Origin of the sequence: Desulfococcus sp., from assembly GCF_041737845.1 — a bacterium.
Lineage (GTDB): Bacteria > Desulfobacterota > Desulfobacteria > Desulfobacterales > Desulfococcaceae > Desulfococcus.
Genome location: NZ_JBGSQX010000122.1, coordinates 1 through 19,527, shown reverse-complemented (window position 1 = coordinate 19,527; position 19,527 = coordinate 1). Strand labels below are relative to the sequence as shown.

Sequence of the window (19,527 nt, the reverse complement as noted above, 5' to 3'; positions counted from 1 at the left end):
ATCCCTCAGGGGCGGTGGAGTGAGGTAAGGTTGTATGAACGTTAAGTACATGTTTTCCCTCTTGGCAGTGGTTCTGCTCTTCCTCCTCGCGTACGCGGGCGTCGAAGCGGCAGGGCTTCAGGTATTTTTCGGGATTGTCATCCCATATCTCGCTTTCGCGATATTTCTTTTGGGATTCATCCGGAAAGTGGTCGACTGGGCCGGCTCGCCGGTTCCATTCCGCATCACCACCACCTGCGGCCAGCAACAATCGCTTCCGTGGATCAACCAGGCGAAGTTCGACAACCCGAGCACCCCGGGGGGCGTCATCATTCGCATGATCCTGGAAATCCTGACCTTCCGATCCCTCTTCCGCAATGTAAAGTTCAAGTACAAAGAGGGCGGGAAGCTGTTTTATGGCCTGGAGCTGTTTTTATGGCTGGGCGCCCTGGCGTTTCACTACACGTTCCTGGTCGTCTGCATCCGCCACCTGCGCTTTTTAACGGAGCCGGTTCCCTTCTTCGTCAAAATACTCGAGCAGGTTGACGGCTTTTTCCAGTTCGGCCTGCCCGTCGTGTATCTCTCGGGCATCGTTCTCCTGGCGGCGACCCTCTATCTTCTCGCGAGAAGAATGTTCATCCCCCAGGTCAACTACATCTCCCTCGCCGCGGATTATTTCCCCTTGTTTCTCATCATCGGTATCGCTGCCACCGGAATCATGATGCGCTATTTCACGAAGGTGGACGTGACGGCCGTCAAGGAGTTCACCATGGGGCTGGTTACGTTCCATCCGGTGATTCCCAAGGATGTCGGGGGGATTTTTTATGTTCATCTCTTATTCGTCAGCGTTCTGCTGATGTACTTTCCGTTCAGCAAGCTGATGCACCTTGGCGGGATATTTATGAGCCCGACGCGAAACCTGACCGGCAACACCCGGGCGGTTCGGCATGTGAACCCCTGGAATTACCCGGTCAAGGTTCATACTTACGAGGAATACGAGGATCATTTTAGGGATCTCATGATAGAAGCTGGCCTCCCAGTCGAGAATAAGGAGTAAAGAATGTCGGACCTTCCCAAATCAGACGAATTGCTGGAAAACCTGGATCATACCGTGGCCAAGACCGACTGGATGGATACGCCGATCAATATCCGTCCGGGAATGTACTGCTATGCCGCCAACCCCAAAAGCGTCCAGACCTTAGGGCTTCCCAACGCGCGGCCCTGGAATCCCCTCGACGACGACTGGAAGCTGCCGGACAACTGGCAGAAGATTATTCATGAGGGCTTTAAGGAGCGCCTGGATCGATTCCGGAGCTTCAAGATCTTCATGGATGTCTGCGTCCGCTGCGGCGCCTGCGCCGATAAATGCCATTTTTTCATCGGCACCGGAGATCCCAAGAACATGCCCGTCCTCCGCGCGGAGCTCCTGAGATCGGTCTACCGCAACGACTTCACCGCCCTTGGAAAGATCCTGGGGCGTCTGGGCGGCGCACGGCCCATGACCCTGGATGTCCTCAAGGAATGGTGGTACTACCTGTTTCAGTGCACGGAATGCCGGAGATGTTCGGTCTTCTGCCCCTACGGGATCGATACGGCCGAGATCACCATCATGGGCCGCGAACTGCTCAACCTGATCGGCCTCAACATCGACTGGATCGCCACGCCGGTCTCCAACTGCTACCAGACGGGCAACCACCTGGGGATTCAGCCGCACGCCTTCAAGGACATGCTCGACTTTTTCGTCGAGGATGTCGAGAGCATCACCGGGATCAACGTCGAGCCGAGCTACAACAAAAAGGGCGCCGACATTCTTTTCATCACCCCCTCGGGGGACGTGTTTGCCGATCCGGGCACCTATACCTGCATGGGATATATGATCCTCTTCAAATATCTCAAGGACAGATACGGCCTGGACATCACCTGGAGCACCTATGCTTCCGAGGGCGGCAACTTCGGCTTTTTCACCTCCCACGAAACCATGAAGCGCCTCAATTCCAAGATGTACGCGGAGGCCAAGCGCCTGGGCGTCAAGTGGATCCTGGGCGGGGAATGCGGCCACATGTGGCGCGTCATCAGCCAGTACATGGAAACCATGAACGGCCCGGCGGACTTTCTGGAAGCGCCCGTGTCTCCCATCACCGGCACCAGGTTCGAGAACGCCAAAAATACCAAGATGGTCCATATCAGCGAATTCACGGCGGACCTGATCAAGCATGGAAAGCTGGATCTCGATCGCAGCCGCAACGACAACCACATCGTGACCTTCCACGATTCGTGCAACCCTTCCCGCGGCATGGGTATGCTGGACGAACCCCGTTACGTCATTCAGAACACCTGCAACCATTTTTACGATATGCCGGCCAGCACCATCCGTGAAAACACCTTCTGCTGCGGCAGCGGGGCCGGATTGAACGCCGGCGAGGACATGGAGCTCAGGATGTGCGGCGGGATGCCAAGGGCCAACGCCGTCAAGTACGTCCATGAAAAACACGGGGTGAACATGCTGGCCTGCGTCTGCGCCATCGATCGGGCCGCCTTGCCGGCACTGATGGAATACTGGGTTCCCGAGGTTAACGTCACCGGTGTGACGGAACTGGTGGCCAACGCCATGATCCTGCCGGGTGAAAAGGAAAGAGAAACCGATCTGCGCGGTGAACCGCTGCCTGGAATGGAGGAATAGCATGTCGAAGAAGATGTATAATAAAGATCAGGTGGTCGCCGGCCTGGTGATCTTTATCGTCCTGGTGACTTTCCCCTTCTGGTTCAATCTCGGCAAGGCCGCGCCGGCGCCGAAGGTCGAACTGTCCAAAGAGGCAAAGGCCGCCAAGGTATGCGTAAGACCGACGGCGTACATGAAAACGGAGCACATGCAGCTCCTGGATGTATGGCGGGATACGGTGGTCCGGGAGGGCAAACGGATCTATGTGAATGAAGAGGGCAAGGCATACAACATGAGCCTGTCCAACACCTGTCTGGACTGTCATTCGAACAAGGCCGAGTTTTGCGACAAATGTCACAATTATGCTTCGGTGGACCCGTATTGCTATGATTGCCATATAGACAATCCGAAGGAGACAAAGTGATGGAAAGCAGCAGAAGAACATTCTTGAAGGTCGCCGGAGTATCTGCCGTTGGCATGGGTGTCGGAACCCAAACCGTGATGAACGCGCTGGCCGCATCCGGTGGAGGGCATGGTGAGCAAAAAGAGCCTGCGATCGTCCAGGGGGAAAAAGCATTGACCGCCGTCCACTGGGGAATGGTCATCGATACGCGGAAGCTGGCAACCTCAGAGGCCTTGGAGCCGCTGATCGAAGCCTGTCATAAGTTTCATAACGTTCCTCATATGGAGCTCAAGCGTCACGAGATCAAGTGGATCTGGGAGACGGAATACAATCACGCGTTTCCCGGATCGGGAAGCCGCTACCTGAGCGAGGCCGCGCTGCAAAGCCCGTTTCTCGTCCTGTGCAACCAGTGCCAAAATCCGCCGTGCGTGCGGGCCTGTCCGACCAAGGCCACCTTTCAGCGCGAAGACGGCATCGTGATGATGGATTTCCACCGCTGCATCGGCTGCCGATTCTGCATGGCCGCCTGCCCCTTCGGTTCGAGGAGCTTCAACTTCAGGGATCCCCGGCCGTTCATCGCGGAAACCAACAAGAAATTTCCCACCCGCTCCAAGGGCGTGGTGGAGAAGTGCAATTTCTGCGAGGAACTCCTGGCCGAGGGCAAAATGCCCGCCTGCGTCGAGGCATCCAAAGGAGCCATCGCCTTCGGCGACCTGGATGATCCCGAATCGGAGGTCCGGAAGCTGTTGAAAGAGAACTTCACGATTCGGCGGAAAGAAAACCTGGGAACGGAGCCCTCCGTATTCTACATCGTATAGATCAGGCCGATCAGGGAACAGGCAGCGGGGGACGCTCCCCCCGCCGCAAACGACCGGGTGCATTTCCAGCCCCGGCAACTGCATCGCCCAACTTTTGAAAATGAGGTGGTTATGCTTGAATTAGCAATTAAAGGAAGCAAAAGATATTACGGATTACTGGCGGTCCTGGCCGGTATTGCCGGTCTCGGCGGCGCGTTCTGGTTGTGGCAGCTCAATTTCGGCCTGGGGATCACCGGCATGAGCCGCGACGTATCCTGGGGGTTCTACATCGCCCAGTTCACCTTTCTCGTCGGTGTGGCCGCCGGAGGCGTTATGGTGGTGCTGCCCTATTATCTCCATGATTATAAAGCCTTCGGCAGGATCACCATCCTCGGTGAATTCCTGGCCATCGCCGCCATCGTCATGTGCCTCATGTTCATCACGGCCGACCTCGGGCAACCCATGCGGATGCTCAACGTGATTTTTTATCCGACGCCCAATTCCATCCTGTTCTGGGACATGATCGTTCTGAACGGCTATCTCTTCCTGAACGCCGTCATCGGATGGAATGTCCTGGAGGCGGAACGAAACAACGCCAAATATCCCAATTGGATCAAGCTGCTCATTTACATCTCGATCCCCTGGGCCATCAGCATCCATACGGTCACGGCCTATTTGTACTGCGGTCTGCCGGGAAGAGGCTTCTGGCTCACGGCGATCCTGGCCCCCCGATTCCTCGCTTCGGCCTTTGCCGCGGGGCCGGCCCTGCTGATTCTGCTCTGCCTGGTTGTCCGCAGGTTCACGAACTTCGATCCGGGCCGGGAGCAGATCCAGACCCTCGCCAAAATCGTCACCTACGCGCTCATCCTCAACGTGTTCTTCTTTCTCTGCGAGATCTTCGTGGCCTTCTACAGCCAGATACCGGAGCATATGGATCACATCACGTACCTGTTCTTCGGGCTCCACGGGCACGGGGCGCTGGTCCCCTTCATGTGGACCTCCATGGCCCTCATGGTCCTGGCGATCATCATGCTGATCCCGCCCGCGTTCCGGGCCAACGAGAACCTTCTGGCCATCTCCTGCGGCATGGTTTTCATCGGGACCTGGATCGACAAGGGGCTCGGCATGATCTCCGGCGGGTTTGTTCCCAACCCCCTCCATGAGGTCAATGAGTATGTGCCCACGATCCCTGAGCTGATCATCACGCTGGGCGTCTGGGCCGCCGGCTTTCTCGTCCTCACCATCCTGTTCAAGATCACGGTCGGGGTAAAGGAAGAGGTTCGTGCGTAAATTTCATTGATGCATGTATTTCTCTGAATCAGGGTTCATCCTCCGGTAAGAGCAGGCCGGGGGTGAGCCCTGTTTTTTTTTAACGAGGTGAGCGATGAGCGCCGTCATCAACCGGCAGGAAGAAATCCATCAGGGGCGGGTGTTCACCCTGGTGCGGGAAAACGTGACCCTGGACAACGGCGTGACGGTGGATATCGACACCATCCGCCACCCGGGGGCTTCGGCCATCGTCCCTATGACGGACGAGGGCTCGGTGGTCCTGATCCGGCAATACCGGCATTCGGTCGGCGGGTATATCTGGGAGATCCCGGCGGGAACCCTGAATCCCCATGAGAATCCGGAGGCGTGCGCGGCAAGGGAACTGGCCGAGGAGACCGGATATGCGGCCGGGGCATGGCGAAAGCTGGGGGAGATCACCCCCGTGCCCGGCTATTCGGACGAGCGGATTCACCTGTTTCTGGCCACGGATCTCCGGCCCGCGGCCCAGCAATTGGATGCCGACGAGGTCCTGGCCGTCCATGTATTCCCGTTTGAAACGGCGCAGGCGATGATTGCCAGCGGGGATATCCAGGACGCCAAAACCATCTGCGCCCTGCTCCGGGTAGGGTGCCTGGAGGACTAAATCTCCCGTGAGGCGTCGTTCGGATGCCTTTCCCGGATGGAGGACTGGAGCCACGCCTTGGAGACGGCATGGAACAGGGTCGCCAGCGGAATGGCGAAGAAGAGTCCCCACAGCCCCCACAGCCCTCCGAAGAGGAGGACGGCGACGATGATGGCGATGGGGTGGATGTTGACCACGCCCGAGAGCAGGAGCGGCACCAGGAGGTTCCCGTCCAGGGCCTGGATGATCGCCAGCGCGATCATGGTATAGGCGAACTGGGCCCCCCATCCCCATTCGAAGAAGGCGATCAGCCCCACCGGGAAGAACATGACCGTCGCCCCGATGTAGGGTATCAGCACCGAAAGCCCCACGAAAAGCGACAGCAGCATCGTAAACGGCACGGAAAGCAGAATGAAGGCAACATAGGTGACCCCCCAGACGATGAGAATCTCCCACATTTTCCCCCGCACATAGTTGGCGATCTGCAGGTTGACCTCCAACCAGACCTCGCCGGCCAGCTTCCGCTCTTCCGGCAGAAAGCTTCTGCCCCATTCGATGATGGCATTCCTGTCCTTGAGGAAGAAAAACACCATGAGGGGGACCAGGATCAGGTAAACCATAAATGTGATGATGCCCCGGACCGAGGCAAGGGACACCGAAAGCAGATACTGCCCCAGGCGGGTGAGCTCGGTGGTCAGGTATTCGTTGATCTGCGCGATCTGGGTCATGGAGATGATATCCGGATACTTCTGGGGCAGGTGCATCAGGGCCGTCTGGGTCCGGGCGATCATGGACGGGAAGTCCTTGAGGAGCTGGCCGATCTGGCGGGACAGCAGGGGCAGGAGCCAGAGGATGAGGAAGAGCAGGCAGGCCATGAAGATGCTGAAAACGATGATGACGGCGAGGATCCTGGGAACGCCGATCCGTTCGAGGCCGGTCACCATGCCCTCCAGAAGATAGGCGATGATGATGCTGATGAAAACGGGCATCAGCACCTCCCCCAGGGCGAAGACGACCACGAAGCCCAGGATGAGCAGGAAGCCCAGCATGATCACCTGGGGGTCAGAGAAATAGTGCCGGAACATTTTCCGAAGGATCTCGATCATAAACCTTCCTTGCCAGAGCGGCCGGGTTGAGGGGTTTTCCGGGCGGGTCTTAATCTCCCTTCGCCGGGAACGCCAGGTGCCGCAGCCAGCCCAGAACCGTGTTGCCCCTGAGCAGGTCCCGGTCGATCCGGTCGAAGTCCCGGGAGATCTTGACGGGGTCCGAAAGCCACTGGGAGCGGGTGACCATCGCCTCGCCGGGATCGAGGCGCCTCACGATCTTCGCCGGGTTTCCCGCCGCAATGGCGTTGGGCGGAACGTCCCGGGTGACGACGGCGCCGGCGCCGACAATGCTGTTTTGCCCCACCGTCACGCCCTTGCAGACGATGGCGTGGTCGCCGATCCAGGCGTTGTCCTCGATGACGACGGGCGCGGCGGTCCCCATGGACGTGCGGTTGTAGATGCCGTGCCAGTCCGAATCGGTGATGTATGCGCTGCTGGCGAACATGCAGTTGTCGCCGATGGTCACGCTGAAGGATGAGCCGATCCTGACTCCCGGGCAGATCAGGGCATAGCCGCCGACGCGGATTCTCCCCCGGTCGGGCCGATCGGACCATACCGAAAACCGGACCTTCTTGTCCGGTGCCGCGATGACGGTGGCGTAGCGCCCGATTTCGATCCGGGGGCCGAAGACCTCCACGTGCCAGGGCTTCATGAAATGGGCGCCCCTGCCCAGGCGATCGAATTGCGGGCGGAGAAACCGGCGGGTGTAGAATTTCTGGAAGTGGAGGTCCATCCGTTTCATGAAATAGGGGCGGTGATCCTTTCTCAAGCCGATTCCTCCGGATGCGCTCTCCAGGAGCGATGTGAAAAAAGACGGGACGCGGGTGTGATGTGGTGGATGGCATCGGCCGCCATCAGGACGACCCCGTTGGTCCAGGTATTCCGTTCCTCGGGCCAGATGGTCATATCCGGGCAGGTGAATCCGCACCAGTAGGCGCCGTCGGCATCGGTCTTGTCCGCAATCCAACCGAAGACGATCTCGGCAAGGATCGGATTGTCCATGGCCGCGAGGGCCAGGCACAGCTCCGAGGTTTCGGCGACGGTGACCCAGGGCTGGTCGGAAACGCATCTGACGCCGCGGTCCTGGATCACGAATTTGCGCCAGTGGGCGTCGATCCGCTGTTTTGCGGCATCGCCGGTCACGGCGCCGGCCAGGACCGGGTAGAACCAGTCCATGGCGTAGCGGGATTTGGTCATGTTGAAGAGGTGGGGCCGGCTCAGGATGGCGGTTTCAAGCCTCGCCAGGGCCTCCTGCCAGGACGGTTTCGGGCGGTCCAGGAGCCGCGCGATGGCCAGGGCGCATTTGAGGCTCATATAGATGGAACTGCAGCCAGTGAGCAGGGCCATGCGGTCTGCCCTGCCGTCGGGGCTCACGGCCCAGTAAATCTCGCCGGTGGTGTTCTGAAGCCCCACCGCGAAGGTGATCGCTGCCGCCACGGTCGGCCAGATCTCCTTCAGAAAGCCGAGGTCATCGGTGCAGAGGTAATAATGATAGGCCCCCACCGCGATATAGGCGGCCATGTGGCTCTCCCGGGTCCTGTCTTCGGGCACGCCGTTCCGATAGGCCGAATACCAGCTCCCGTCCGCAAGCTGGGTCCGGGCCATCCATTCAAAGGCCCGGGCGGCAGCAGCCGAGCGTCCGCCGATGCAAAGGCCCATGGCCGCCTCCACATGGTCCCACGGATCGGTTTTCTGGCCGGGGCCCCAGGGAATCTCCCCGCTCTCCCGCTGGGTCCGGGCGATCACGCCGGCGGTCTCTTCGATGTTGAGGGCCGCCGCAGGGGTGGTGATGCGGATGGTCGGCTTCATCCTTCCCTATTCCTCTTCATTTCCGGTGAACGGGGCGTATTCATACTGTGAAACGCGGCCGGATGCAACAGGAAAACATGCCTCGGCGCCGGCGGCCCCTTGCCGATCAGCCCATCGGATCATAGGATACCCTGAGGGCTTTTTCCCTGAGGAAGGCGAACACGGCATCGCCCTGCCGGTCGGCCTTGCGGTCTCCTGCGGCGATCTTTTCGAGACGCTCGGATTTGTCTTTGTCTGCGCTGCGGATGGGTTCCTCGCTTAGCATGAGCTTGCCGCTGGTCGCATCGAAGATGAGGATCGGACCGAAGCGGAGCACCGCGTTTTCTTCTTCCGTGATCCGCCCCGTGATTCGGTACCCCTTGACCTGGAATCCCCGGTCGGGCGTGACGTATCCCAGGACCTCCTCGAAGAGGGTGAGGGTCTCGATAACCGCTCCGGCATCTCCGGCGTCCAGGGCCGCCTTCCCGTCTGCTGCGATGGTCTCCAGGTCTTTCTCGTCGAAGGAGAGGTCAAGCTGCTGGATGCAGGACTTTCGCACGATGCCGACGGAGGTTTCCCGCTTGCTGGTGACCACGTCCTGGTCGTTGAGGATCTTGACGGCATTGCGGATGCTGATCATTTCCTTGACGGTGGGGCTTTTTCGGAGCACCACGTCATCGACGCTCGTATGGTAGAAGGGCAGCTCGTTGTCGAGGACCAGGATGGTTGTTTTCTGCGGATCGTCGGTGAGGAGGTACAGGTCCATGTCCCGCTCCTTCCGATGCGCATAGGGGCCCATCGCAAGCAGGCGGCGCATGGCTTCCAGGTCGGCTTTTTTCCCGCTGCCCGAAGGCCCCACGGTGGCTGTCACCCGGTCGGCCAGCCTGTCGATCTCGATCTTTTTCAGAAGATTTTCCTTGAAAGATGCCATGGTGATTCTCCTTTGGGTGTCTTGGGGGCATCGCCCCCGGATGGACCGCCGGGTCGAAGCCCGCGGTTCCCTGCGCCCGTCGCGCGCCGCTGCCAGCCTAAAAGCATAATATATACATCACCATCCCGAAAAGAAAAATAAAAACGGAAGGCCAGGGGCGGCAGCCATCCGGATTGAGGATGTCGCAGACGGAGATCCCCCCATTTTCGATGCGCTCTTCGTCTGTTGCAAGACCCCAAAAGATGCGATACAGTAGACCGCATGTAGGACTGAATGATGACTGTCAGGAGACCTATGAAAAAGATCGCCGTATTGCCCGGAGACGGCATCGGACCGGAAGTGATGAAAGAAGCCATCAAGGTCCTCGATGCGGTCGCGAAGAAATTCAACATCCATCTGATCTATGAATGGGCCGACGTGGGCGGCTGCGCCATCGACCGCAGCGGGACCGCCCTGCCGCCCGAGACCCTCTCCCTGTGCGAAGCCAGCGACGCCGTCCTGTTCGGGTCCATCGGCGGGCCCAAATGGGAAACCCTGCCGCCCGAAAAACAGCCCGAGCGGGCGGCCCTGCTGCCCCTGAGAAAGCATTTCAACCTCTTCTGCAACCTCCGCCCCGCCCGGGTCTTCCCGTCCCTGGCGGCAAGCTGCCCGTTACGGCCCGACATCGTAGGGGCGGGGTTCGACATCCTGTGCGTTCGGGAGTTGACCTCCGGCATCTACTTCGGGGCCCCCAAGGGCCGCGAGGGCTCCGGCCCCGACGAGCGGGCCTTTGACACCAAATCCTACACCCGCCGGGAGATCGATCGCATTGCCAGGAAGGCCTTCGAGATCGCCCGTCTGCGGAAGAAAAAGGTGACCTCCGTCGACAAGGCCAATGTGCTCGAGTCCATGGTCTTCTGGCGGGAGGTGGTGACCGAGGTGGGCCGGGAATACGGGGACGTGGCCCTGAACCACATGTACATCGACAACGCGGCGATGCAGCTCATCCGGGACCCCCACCAGTTCGACGTGATGCTCTGCGGCAACATGTTCGGCGACATCATCTCCGACGAATGCGCCATGCTGACAGGCTCCATGGGCCTTCTGGCCTCGGCGAGCCTCAACGAGACCCGGTTCGGCCTCTATGAGCCCGCCGGCGGGTCCGCGCCCGACATCGCCGGCCGCGGGATCGCCAACCCGGTGGCCCAGATCCTCTCGGCCGCCATGATGCTGAAATACAGCCTGGAAGAGGAGGCCGCCGCCGCGGCCATCGAGAAGGCGGTGGCCGACACCCTGGACGCGGGCCTCCGCACCCTGGATATCGCCGCCGACAGACAGAAGGCCCTCAACACCCCCCAATTCGGGGACGCCGTGGCCGAGCGGATCTGATCCCGGCGGCCTGCGCCGCAGCGCCGCGTCAGAAAGTGTGATGCATATCGGGGTGGAGACCACAGGGTTTTCGCCCCGTTCATTTAAAACAGGCCCATGCAACGGGCCGCCGGCAGGAAATACCTGCATATCCGGGCCTGTACCGATTATGCGTCGGATCAGGCCCTCCTCCCTCCCCATTTGTTTCATCGAAATGCCGCCCGGAGATCGGGCCTCGGCGGCGCTTCCCCCCTGCCCGGATTTGCTTTCAAAGACCTGCCTTCGATTCTGCCAATGAGATATCCCCTGGCGAGAAGCCCTGGGCCGTAAATCGGCATGATTTTTGCTATCATAATATTTGTTATGTGTATTTGAGGCGCTGCCCCGGCATTTCCTGAGAATGCGAATAAGACTTTATCTATTTGGTATTAAGGTAAATTAGTGAGAATCGATAGGATGAATTCCTCGGATCCATCCGTTCAGGCATCCGCCATGAAGCCAAAATGTGTCAGATTTGGACATTTTTTGCAGCTTTTCGCGCCGTCACCCATTTAACGAAAGAGAGCAAGACATCAATGTTATCCGAGAATGGATCAACATTCCTCAGCAATCCACTACGGAGAGGGGCAAACAATGCATGGGCCGCCTGTGCCATGCGATAGACGCCGTTACTATCGACTGAAAAGAGAGATGGGAACAACCACCTGAGGACACCCCCATGACCCCCAGAGTAAAAATTCTATTTGTAGATGACGACCGGTTCATGCGACAGAGTTTCGTCGAATTGATCGCCAATTACGATTATCAGATCAAGACCGCCAACGATGGCTTGGACGCCCTGGCGCATCTCCAGGATTATCCCGCGGACATCGTGATCACGGATCTCATGATGCCCAATATGGACGGCCATGCCCTTCTGGAGGCACTCCAGACCAGCCACCCGGAGGTTTTCGTCCTTGTCGTCACCGGCTCCAGCAACATCGAGGACGCGGTCAAGGCCATGAAATCCGGCGCCTATGATTATATCCTCAAGCCCTTTGTCTTCAATTCCATCATCGCCGTGATCGAGGGGATCATCGGGTTCAAAAACGCCTCCGGCCGCGCTGAACCCCTCAGGGAGAGTCGCCGGAATGGGTTGACGTTCCGAAACATCGTTGGTCAGGATCCGGCGATGACCGAACTGTACGAGAGGATCGACGCTCTGGCGACCACCAACGCCACTGTCCTGATCACCGGGGAAACCGGAACGGGAAAGGATCTGACCGCAAAAGCCATACACGACAACAGTCTCCGGAAGTCGGGGCCTTTTGTCCGGGTCAACTGCGCCGCCCTGACGGACACCATCAGCAACAGCGAGGTGTTCGGTCATGAGAAGGGCGCGTTTACCGGCGCGGTGACGACCAAGGTGGGCTGTTTTGAAACCGCCGAAGGCGGGTCGCTCTTCCTCGACGAGATCGGCGATCTTTCCCTCACGACCCAGGCTGCGCTGCTCCAGTGCATTGAAACCCGGACCTTCCAGCGGGTGGGCGGCGCCAGGACCATCAAGGCCAACGTCCGCATGATCTGCGCCACGAATCGCAATCTGGCGAAACTGGTGGAGGAAAAACGTTTCCGTGCGGTGCTGTTTGATCGGATCAACGTGGTCTCGCTCGTACTCCCCCCCCTTCGGGAGCGGGTTTCCGATATCCCCCTCCTTGCGGACCATTTTCTGCAGCAGTTCAATGAAAAGGCGAAAAAGAACATCACCGGGATCAGCAACGCCGCTACGGAGATCCTGAAGCAGCATGTCTGGCCGGGGAACGTCAGGGAACTTGCGAATGTGATCGAGAACGCCGCGATCTTCTGCAAGGGGCGGAAAATTGTCCCGGCGGACATCCAGGATATCCGGAGAGAACCGTCCCACAAAAGCATCCGGCTGAACCTCTCCTCGTGGTCCCTGGATCATGCGGAGGAGACCCTGATCCGGGGGGCCCTGTATGAAACCAGGGGGAATCTGAAGCATGCGGCCGAGACGCTGGGCATCGCCCGCGGAACCCTCTACAGCAAAATGAAAAGATATGGTATAGAAAAAGCTTGACCCATTTTCGATAACAAGCTTATTTCACAAGGAGGAACTCATGATCAAACACGTGGTTTTTTTGAAATTCAAGGCGGATGCAACAGAGGCCATGATTCAGGAGATCGAGGCGGGGCTGGGCGCGCTTCCCGGCCTCATCCCGGAGATCCGGTATTATGACTTCGGACGGGATGTCGTGCGGTCTTCCCGGTCCTGCGATTTCGCCCTGGTCTCGCGCTTCGATGACCTCGACGCCCTGAAGCGCTATTCCGGTCATCCCGACCACCAGGCGGTGGTCCGGAAGATCCAGGCCGCCGCCGAAACCATCCAGGCCGTCGATTTCGAGACGGACAAGCCCTGAACCCCGGTCGGAAGATCGGTGGCGCATCTTTATGTCCCGGGATAAGGCTCAAGTTTTTCAGCGTTGCGCCGATAATACGATGATACCGACCTGAAGCCCCCTGATGATCTCGCTTTCACCGTTTGGCCCTGGAAAACAAAGGAGTCATGCACATGTCACGCCGAACCATACTGCCCTTCTGCGCCGCGATTCTTTTCCTCCTTGCCGTGATGTTTCCCGTCCCCGGCCATGCCGCCGATGCCGCGATGGCGTCCGCCCCGCAGGTTGCCACCCTCGAGGAATGTCTTCAGAAGGCCATGGAAAACAGCCATCGCAGGCCCGCGACACGGTTTTCCGTCGAGATGGCGGAGGCCCAGCACCACCAGGCCCTATCCGCCTATTGGCCCCAGGTCGGGGCCAGGGGCGGCTACCAGCGGATGGACGAATACCCCAACTTCCTGTTTCCGGCCGCCCGGATCCATGTTCCGGCCGGTTCCGCGACGATCCATGTGCCGGCCCAGCTCGTGAATCCCGCGGCTCCTCCCGGGGCGATGATCCCGTTGCCGGTGAGCACGCCGGAACAGGATTTGTCCGTTCCCGAGCAGGATATCCAACTGATGGACGAGACCTCCTTCATGGCTTCCCTTCAGGCCACCTGGCTCCTTTACGACGGGGGCATGCGCAGGGGCTTTCGGGAGCAGACAGAGAGCCTTGTCGAGATGATGAAACAGGAATCCCGGCGTACCGACCTGGAAATCAGCGACAGCGTCAGGCGGCTCTATTACGGCGCGGTGCTGGCGGCCCAGCTCCATCAGGTCGGTAGCGATACCCTGGCCCGCATGGAGGCCACCCTGAACCTCACCGAAACGATGTACAAGGAGGGCAGCGGCAAGGTGAAGAAGACCGACTGGCTCGAAAACAAGGTGACCGTCGAGTCGCTGCGCGCCATGGTCGCCCTTCTGGAGAAGAACGAGCTGATGGCCCGGGCCGCCTTGGCCAACACCATGGGGATGCCGTGGCATGCCAGCGTCAAGCCTGCCGACACGGAGATCCCCTTCGCGCCGTTCCGCGAAAAGCTGGACGGACTTGTCGGCGCCGCCTACCGGTTCAACCCGGACTGGTCGAAGATCGAGGCCGGCATCCGCGCGGCGGAGGGCGCGGTGCGGACCGCCCGGAGCGGGCACCATCCCAAGCTCGCGGTGACCGGCGATCTGCACAAATGGTGGAACGACTACGATGCCGGAATGGCCACCGACCGGAACAAAGAGGGATGGACGGTCGGGGTGGGTGTTGAGATTCCGATCTTCAGCGGTTTCCTGACGAAAAACAAAGTGGCCGAAACCCGCGCCCGCGTCGCCAAAATCAAGGAGGAGCAATTTCTCCTGAAAGAGGGCATCGGCCTTCAGATCCGGGATACCTTTCTTGCCCTGGGCGCTGCCGAGAAGTCCCATCAGGCCACCCTGGACGCCATGACGGCCGCCGAACAGAACCGCGACCTGAACACCCGGGCCTACCAGCACGAACTGGTGGAAACCGAGAAGGTCATCCGGGCCCAGTTGATGGAGGCCCTCATGTCCGCCCAGCATTACAAGGCCCGCTACGATCATGTCGCCCTCCAGTCGCAGTTGAACCTGGTGGTGGGAACCGAAGTGCTGAAGAAGCTCGAAGGGTGATGAACGCTGACGGCGCCCCCTGGTTTGCAGGCCGGCGGAAGCGGGGTGGGCGGTTTTGCCGTTGCCTCGCGCTCTGGCTGGGTGTGTTTAGCTCGGCGGCCCCGTCGGGCTTGCATGCCGAACCGCTTTCTGAATCCTTTCGCATCGGTTTCTCCAGCAGCATGTTCTCGGACGTGAACGAAAACGACGCCAAGGCCGCCGTCAAGGTCTGGGGGGAGCTGATCGCCAGGGAGCGGAGCGTGCCCACCGACCCGGACCCCGACATTTTCAGGGATATTGACGCGCTGATCCGGTCATTGCGGGAAAAACAGGTGGACGCCGTGGGTATCACCATGACCGAATACGCTCGGCTCCGCCGGGAAGTTCATTTTTCACCGATCTTCGTGACCTACAACGCCGGGCGCACCACCGAGCAATGTGTGCTGCTGTCTCACCGGGACGGCCCCGTGAAAAGCGTCGCCGACCTGCGCGGGCGCAGTCTCCTGCTCCACACGAACCCGCGCGCCTGCCTGGCGCCGCTGTGGCTGGACACGATCCTGGTGAAGCAGGGCCACCGCGCGGCCGCCCGGTTTGCCGGCAGGATCTCCCGGGATGCCAAGCTGTCGAAGGTGGTTCTCCCGGTGTTTTTCCGCCAGACCGATGCCTGCGTCGTCACCCGCAGCGCATTCGACACGATGGCCGAACTCAACCCGCAACTGGCGAGGCAGCTCGCCGTCCTGGCCGAGTCCCCGGAAATGGTGCCGGCGGTGTTTGCCTTCCGGGCCGACTACAACCCGCACTTCAAGGGGGATCTCATCGCCGGGGTGAACGGCTTGAAAAGGACCCCCGCGGGCCGGCAGGTGCTGACCATTTTCCACAGCGAGGACATCGAGGAGCATCCCGCGTCCTGCCTCGACACGGCCCTGGAACTGATTGCCGCCCACGAAAAGCTTGTGCGATGAAACCAGCCATGAAAACACTTCTCATCCTCCTGTCCTGTTTGGGCATTCTGGGTTCGGCAGAGGTACAACGCGCTGAAAGCGGGCATGATGCCGTTTTCCGCATCGGAATATCCTCCCGGACGTTCGAAAAAATCAACCGGAACGACGCCATTGCGGCCCTCAAGGCATGGGCGGCCACGGTCGTCAGAGAGCGGGATCTGCCGGAGCAGCCTGAAGTGACGTGGTTTGATCCGGTTGAAGATCTTCGCACCGCCTTTCTCCAGGACCGGCTGGACGCCGTTTCCGTTACCGTGGAGGAAGCCATGCTGCTGGGGGTGCAGCCGGAGGCTGTTTTTCTGCCCGCCACGGAGCAGGGATTCCATGTCCGGTATGCCGTTCTCGTTCATCGCAACGGCGGGATCACCGACCTGAAGGGGCTGATGGGCAAAACGGTTGTCATGCACGATGGCCAGCGGATGGTCCTGGCCCGGCCATGGCTGGAGAACGTGATGGCAGGCCGCCGGTTCGGGGGTCTGACCCCGGTGGAAAATCCGTCCAAGGCGATTCTGCAGGTCTATTTCCGTCAATCCCGGGCCGCGCTGGTCACCATGGACGCGTTTGCACTGGCCTGTGAACTCAATCCCCAACTCCAGGACGACCTCAAGGTATTGACCGTGTCGCCGCCTTTCATCACGTCGTTCTTTTTTTTCCGCCCCACTTTCCAGGGGCGGTCCCGGGAGCGGTTAGAGGCCGCCATCACGGAGCTGCACACCACCCCGGGGGGGCGGCAGGTGCTCACCGTCTTCCAGAGTTCCCGGATGGAGAAGCATCCCGCATCCATCCTGGATGCCACCCGGCAGTTTTTGACGGCGCACGGGAATCCGGCAAAGGGCGTCCCATCCCGGGAGGCTGCGCCATGAGCCGGTCGAGGCCGGTCGACGCCGCCATCGGCGCAACATGCCGGCCCGGCCGGCAGGGAACACGGAGCATGACGGCAAGAATCCTGGTCATCATCGGCCTGGCCCTGCCGGGACTGCTGATGGGAATCCGGGCACCGCTCCGCGCAGACGATTCATCCGCCGCCTTGAATCCGGAAACCCTGAAGGTCGGCTTCACCCGGAGAGCCTTTCTCGGGGTGAACCCCATGGACGCGGAAGCCGCGTTCAAGACATTGGCACGTACGGTTGGGGCGGCCAAAGGATATGACATCGACATCACGATCCAGACCTTCGAGAGCGCCCGTCACCTTTCCCGGGCGCTCTCCGCGGAGACCATCAACCTCGTCATTCTGGATAGCTGGAGCTACCTGGAGATGACCGGCGACGGGATCGAACCGGTGTTTGTGCCCTCGGACCAGGGCCGGGTGGCAAGGCGCTATCTGCTTCTGGCCCGACGCGACGGAAGCCTCAAAACCCTCCTCGATCTGCGCGGCAGGTCCTTGAATCTGCTGGCCGCGCCCAACACCAATCTCGGTGCCCATTGGCTCCAGGTTCTTCTGTCGGATCGGAAACTGGGCATTCCCGGGGCGTTCTTTGGCGTGCTGGAAGATCACACGGATCCCATGGCCGCGATCCTCCCGGTTTTTTTTGGCAAGAGGGATGCGGTCCTGGTGGATGCCACGAAATTTGAGCTGATGACGGAGCTGAACCCCCAGCTCAACAGTCTGGGGGCCATCGATGCATCAGAGCCCCTCGTCAACGCCGTCATCTGCCTCGGCCGATCGGGCTGGTCCTCGGAGGTCTTCAGACAGGATCTGGTCCAGGCGATGGCCGAGTTGCATCTCAAGCCGGCGGGGCAGCAGATTCTCACTCTTTTCAAGGCCGGTCGGATGGTTCCCTTCGTGAACAGCCATCTGGACACGGTGCGCAGGCTCCGTGCGAGATCCGCACCACGGCAACATGAAATCAAAGGCGCACCGGGAAGCCCGGTCGCCTTGCCTTGATGAAAGGGACCGAAAGGATGGCTTCACCCCAACCCAGGCGCCGCGGCGTCGGAATCGCCCTGCGCATTGCCCTGTTGTCCTGGCTGCTGGCGCTCACCACGCTGGTCATCTTTGTTGTGCTGACCTATCCCCAGCAGAAAAGGACGTTTCTGAAAAACCTGGAATCCAAAGCCAACAGCGTGGCCGTATCCCTGCACGATGTGGCCGCGGGCGCGGCGATCAACGAGGACTTCGCCAGCGTGGTCAGCGCCGGCCAGACCATGCTCGACGGCGATCCCGATCTCGACTTTCTGATCGTCATGAAAAATGACGGTTTCTCTCTGGTCATCGAGCAGACCGGCTGGAAAGTCGAGCCTGAAGTCGATGCCTACTGGCTGCCGCAGCAGCGGGAGGCAGTAGGAGACATTGCGATGGTTCCCCTGCTCAATCGACGCGTCTTTCACTTCGCCCAGCCGTTCGATTACTCGGGCATCCAGTGGGGATGGATTCATGTCGGCCTTTCCCTGGAGGGCTACGACCGGAGCGTGGCGACCCTCTACTACAACACCGTCATGCTGGGGGTGGCCTGCATCGTGTTCAGTCTCCTGGCCTCCCTGGCGTATGCCGGACATCTCGTCCGTCCCATTCTCCGTCTGCGACATGTCGTCCAGCAGATCGCCGGCGGCGATCTCTCCGTGCGCGCGGACATGGTCAGGCATGACGAGCTGGGCAGCCTCGCTGAGTCCGTGAACACCATGACCGAGGCCCTGCTTCGCCGGGATCTTATTCTGGAGAGTGTCCGGTTTGCCGCCGAGCAGTTCATGAGGGCCGCTCAGTGGGAGATGGTCATCACCTTGGTGCTGGGCAAGATCGGCCATGCGGCGGATGTCAGCCGGGCCTATGTTTTCGAGAACCAAATGGACGAGGCCGGCCGATTATGCACGAGATACGCCCACGAGTGGACCGCCCAGGGGATCCGTCCGGAGGTGAACAACCCCGAGTTGCAGGTTCTCCCCTATACCGACGCCGGGTTCGGCCGCTGGATCGCCTTGCTCGGCAACAACGAAATCATCAGCGGATTGGTTGCAGAGATGAGCCCGGCCGAACGAGCCGTGCTGGAGCCTCAGGATGTCCTTTCCCTCATCGCCATTCCCGTGTTTGTGGAAGGCGTTTGGTGGGGGTTTCTGGGTCTGGACGACTGCGTTCGGGAGCGGGTGTGGACTGATGCCGAGCAGGGCAGCCTGCGCGCAGGAGCCGACATGCTCGGCGCGACCATCGCCCGTCAGCACGCTCAGGAAGCCCTGCTGGATGCCAAGGTTACCCTGGAACAGCGGGTTTTGGAGCGCACCCGGGAGCTTCAGGAGCAGGTCGCGGCCAAGGAGCAGGCCCTTGCGGAGCTGGCCTCGGCCCAGGGATCTCTTCTGGAGATGTCCCGGGCGGCGGGCATGGCCGAGGTGGCCACCGGCGTGCTGCACAACGTGGGCAATGTCCTCAACAGCGTCAATGTCTCCTGTACGCTGCTCATGGAACAGCTTCGGGAATCCCGCGTGGGGAATGTTTCCCGTGTTGCGGGCTTGATGGCCGAACCCGAGGGGGGCCTGGCCCATTTTCTCACGGAAGACCCCCGGGGCAGGCAGATCCCGGCCTACCTGGCCTCTCTTGCCGCCGTGCTGCAGGAAGAACAGGAGGTGGTATTCCGGGAGGCCGAATCGCTGC

At 60.3% G+C, this 19,527-nt stretch carries 18 protein-coding genes; 14 read left to right on the top strand and 4 right to left on the bottom strand.

Features of this window, described 5'->3' with window-relative positions:
* Positions 1-34: 34 nt before the first annotated feature.
* From dsrM to ACEW8N_RS14410, 6 genes are all read left to right on the top strand, one after another.
* Entirely contained in the window at positions 35-1,036 is a 1,002-nt protein-coding gene (gene dsrM, locus ACEW8N_RS14435; protein ID WP_373500539.1) for a sulfate reduction electron transfer complex DsrMKJOP subunit DsrM, read from the top strand.
* Between the two features lie 3 nt (positions 1,037-1,039).
* Positions 1,040-2,659 carry a sulfate reduction electron transfer complex DsrMKJOP subunit DsrK gene (gene dsrK / locus ACEW8N_RS14430; RefSeq protein WP_373500538.1) on the top strand — a complete coding sequence of 540 codons (1,620 nt, stop codon included), beginning with the start codon at positions 1,040-1,042 and terminating at the stop codon, positions 2,657-2,659.
* 1 nt (position 2,660) lies between these two features.
* Positions 2,661-3,062: a sulfate reduction electron transfer complex DsrMKJOP subunit DsrJ gene (gene dsrJ, locus ACEW8N_RS14425; protein WP_373500537.1), complete on the top strand. Its 402-nt coding sequence runs from the start codon at positions 2,661-2,663 to the stop codon at positions 3,060-3,062.
* The gene (gene dsrO / locus ACEW8N_RS14420; RefSeq protein ID WP_373500536.1) at positions 3,062-3,859 is read left to right on the top strand and encodes a sulfate reduction electron transfer complex DsrMKJOP subunit DsrO; all 798 of its coding nucleotides are present in this window, start codon (positions 3,062-3,064) and stop codon (positions 3,857-3,859) included. Before dsrJ ends, dsrO begins: the two co-directional genes overlap by 1 nt.
* A gap of 111 nt (positions 3,860-3,970) precedes the next feature.
* A complete protein-coding gene (dsrP, locus tag ACEW8N_RS14415) occupies positions 3,971-5,128 on the top strand; it encodes a sulfate reduction electron transfer complex DsrMKJOP subunit DsrP (protein WP_373500535.1) in 1,158 nt (385 codons plus the stop codon).
* A 94-nt stretch (positions 5,129-5,222) separates the two neighbouring features.
* Positions 5,223-5,750 carry an NUDIX hydrolase gene (locus ACEW8N_RS14410; protein ID WP_373500534.1) on the top strand — a complete coding sequence of 176 codons (528 nt, stop codon included), beginning with the start codon at positions 5,223-5,225 and terminating at the stop codon, positions 5,748-5,750.
* Here the strand turns inward: ACEW8N_RS14410 and ACEW8N_RS14405 are convergent.
* From ACEW8N_RS14405 to ACEW8N_RS14390, 4 genes are all read right to left on the bottom strand, one after another.
* On the bottom strand, positions 5,747-6,835 hold the full coding sequence (locus ACEW8N_RS14405; protein WP_373500533.1) for an AI-2E family transporter: 1,089 nt from the start codon (positions 6,833-6,835) through the stop codon (positions 5,747-5,749). The two genes, ACEW8N_RS14410 and ACEW8N_RS14405, sit on opposite strands and share 4 nt — an antisense overlap.
* Before the next feature lie 49 nt (positions 6,836-6,884).
* The gene (locus ACEW8N_RS14400) at positions 6,885-7,604 is read right to left on the bottom strand and encodes a DapH/DapD/GlmU-related protein (protein WP_373500532.1); all 720 of its coding nucleotides are present in this window, start codon (positions 7,602-7,604) and stop codon (positions 6,885-6,887) included.
* Positions 7,601-8,644 (bottom strand): phenyltransferase domain-containing protein, encoded by a 1,044-nt coding sequence (locus ACEW8N_RS14395; protein ID WP_373500531.1) that lies wholly within the window; start codon positions 8,642-8,644, stop codon positions 7,601-7,603. Before ACEW8N_RS14395 ends, ACEW8N_RS14400 begins: the two co-directional genes overlap by 4 nt.
* Before the next feature lie 106 nt (positions 8,645-8,750).
* Positions 8,751-9,554 carry a hypothetical protein gene (locus ACEW8N_RS14390; RefSeq protein ID WP_373500530.1) on the bottom strand — a complete coding sequence of 268 codons (804 nt, stop codon included), beginning with the start codon at positions 9,552-9,554 and terminating at the stop codon, positions 8,751-8,753.
* 294 nt (positions 9,555-9,848) lie between these two features.
* Here ACEW8N_RS14390 and leuB point away from each other — a divergent pair, with 294 nt between their 5' ends.
* The 8 genes from leuB to ACEW8N_RS14350 form a co-directional block, all read left to right on the top strand.
* Positions 9,849-10,922, top strand: a complete 1,074-nt coding sequence (leuB, locus tag ACEW8N_RS14385) for a 3-isopropylmalate dehydrogenase (RefSeq protein ID WP_373500529.1) — start codon at positions 9,849-9,851, stop codon at positions 10,920-10,922.
* A 697-nt stretch (positions 10,923-11,619) separates the two neighbouring features.
* Positions 11,620-12,978, top strand: coding sequence for a sigma-54-dependent transcriptional regulator (locus ACEW8N_RS14380; protein WP_373500528.1), 1,359 nt, complete (start codon positions 11,620-11,622; stop codon positions 12,976-12,978).
* Positions 12,979-13,018: 40 nt separating this feature from the next.
* Complete coding sequence (locus ACEW8N_RS14375; protein WP_373500527.1) at positions 13,019-13,318, top strand: Dabb family protein; 300 nt, start codon at positions 13,019-13,021, stop codon at positions 13,316-13,318.
* 152 nt (positions 13,319-13,470) lie between these two features.
* Positions 13,471-14,970, top strand: coding sequence for a TolC family protein (locus ACEW8N_RS14370; RefSeq protein WP_373500526.1), 1,500 nt, complete (start codon positions 13,471-13,473; stop codon positions 14,968-14,970).
* Positions 14,971-15,143: 173 nt separating this feature from the next.
* Positions 15,144-15,911 (top strand): phosphate/phosphite/phosphonate ABC transporter substrate-binding protein, encoded by a 768-nt coding sequence (locus ACEW8N_RS14365; protein WP_373500525.1) that lies wholly within the window; start codon positions 15,144-15,146, stop codon positions 15,909-15,911.
* An 8-nt stretch (positions 15,912-15,919) separates the two neighbouring features.
* Positions 15,920-16,810, top strand: a complete 891-nt coding sequence (locus tag ACEW8N_RS14360) for a PhnD/SsuA/transferrin family substrate-binding protein (RefSeq protein ID WP_373500524.1) — start codon at positions 15,920-15,922, stop codon at positions 16,808-16,810.
* Positions 16,807-17,832 (top strand): phosphate/phosphite/phosphonate ABC transporter substrate-binding protein, encoded by a 1,026-nt coding sequence (locus ACEW8N_RS14355; RefSeq protein WP_373500523.1) that lies wholly within the window; start codon positions 16,807-16,809, stop codon positions 17,830-17,832. The genes ACEW8N_RS14360 and ACEW8N_RS14355 overlap by 4 nt, the downstream gene beginning before the upstream one ends.
* Before the next feature lie 17 nt (positions 17,833-17,849).
* Positions 17,850-19,527 (top strand): HAMP domain-containing protein (locus ACEW8N_RS14350; RefSeq protein ID WP_373500522.1); only part of this gene is annotated, 1,678 nt, incomplete at its 3' end.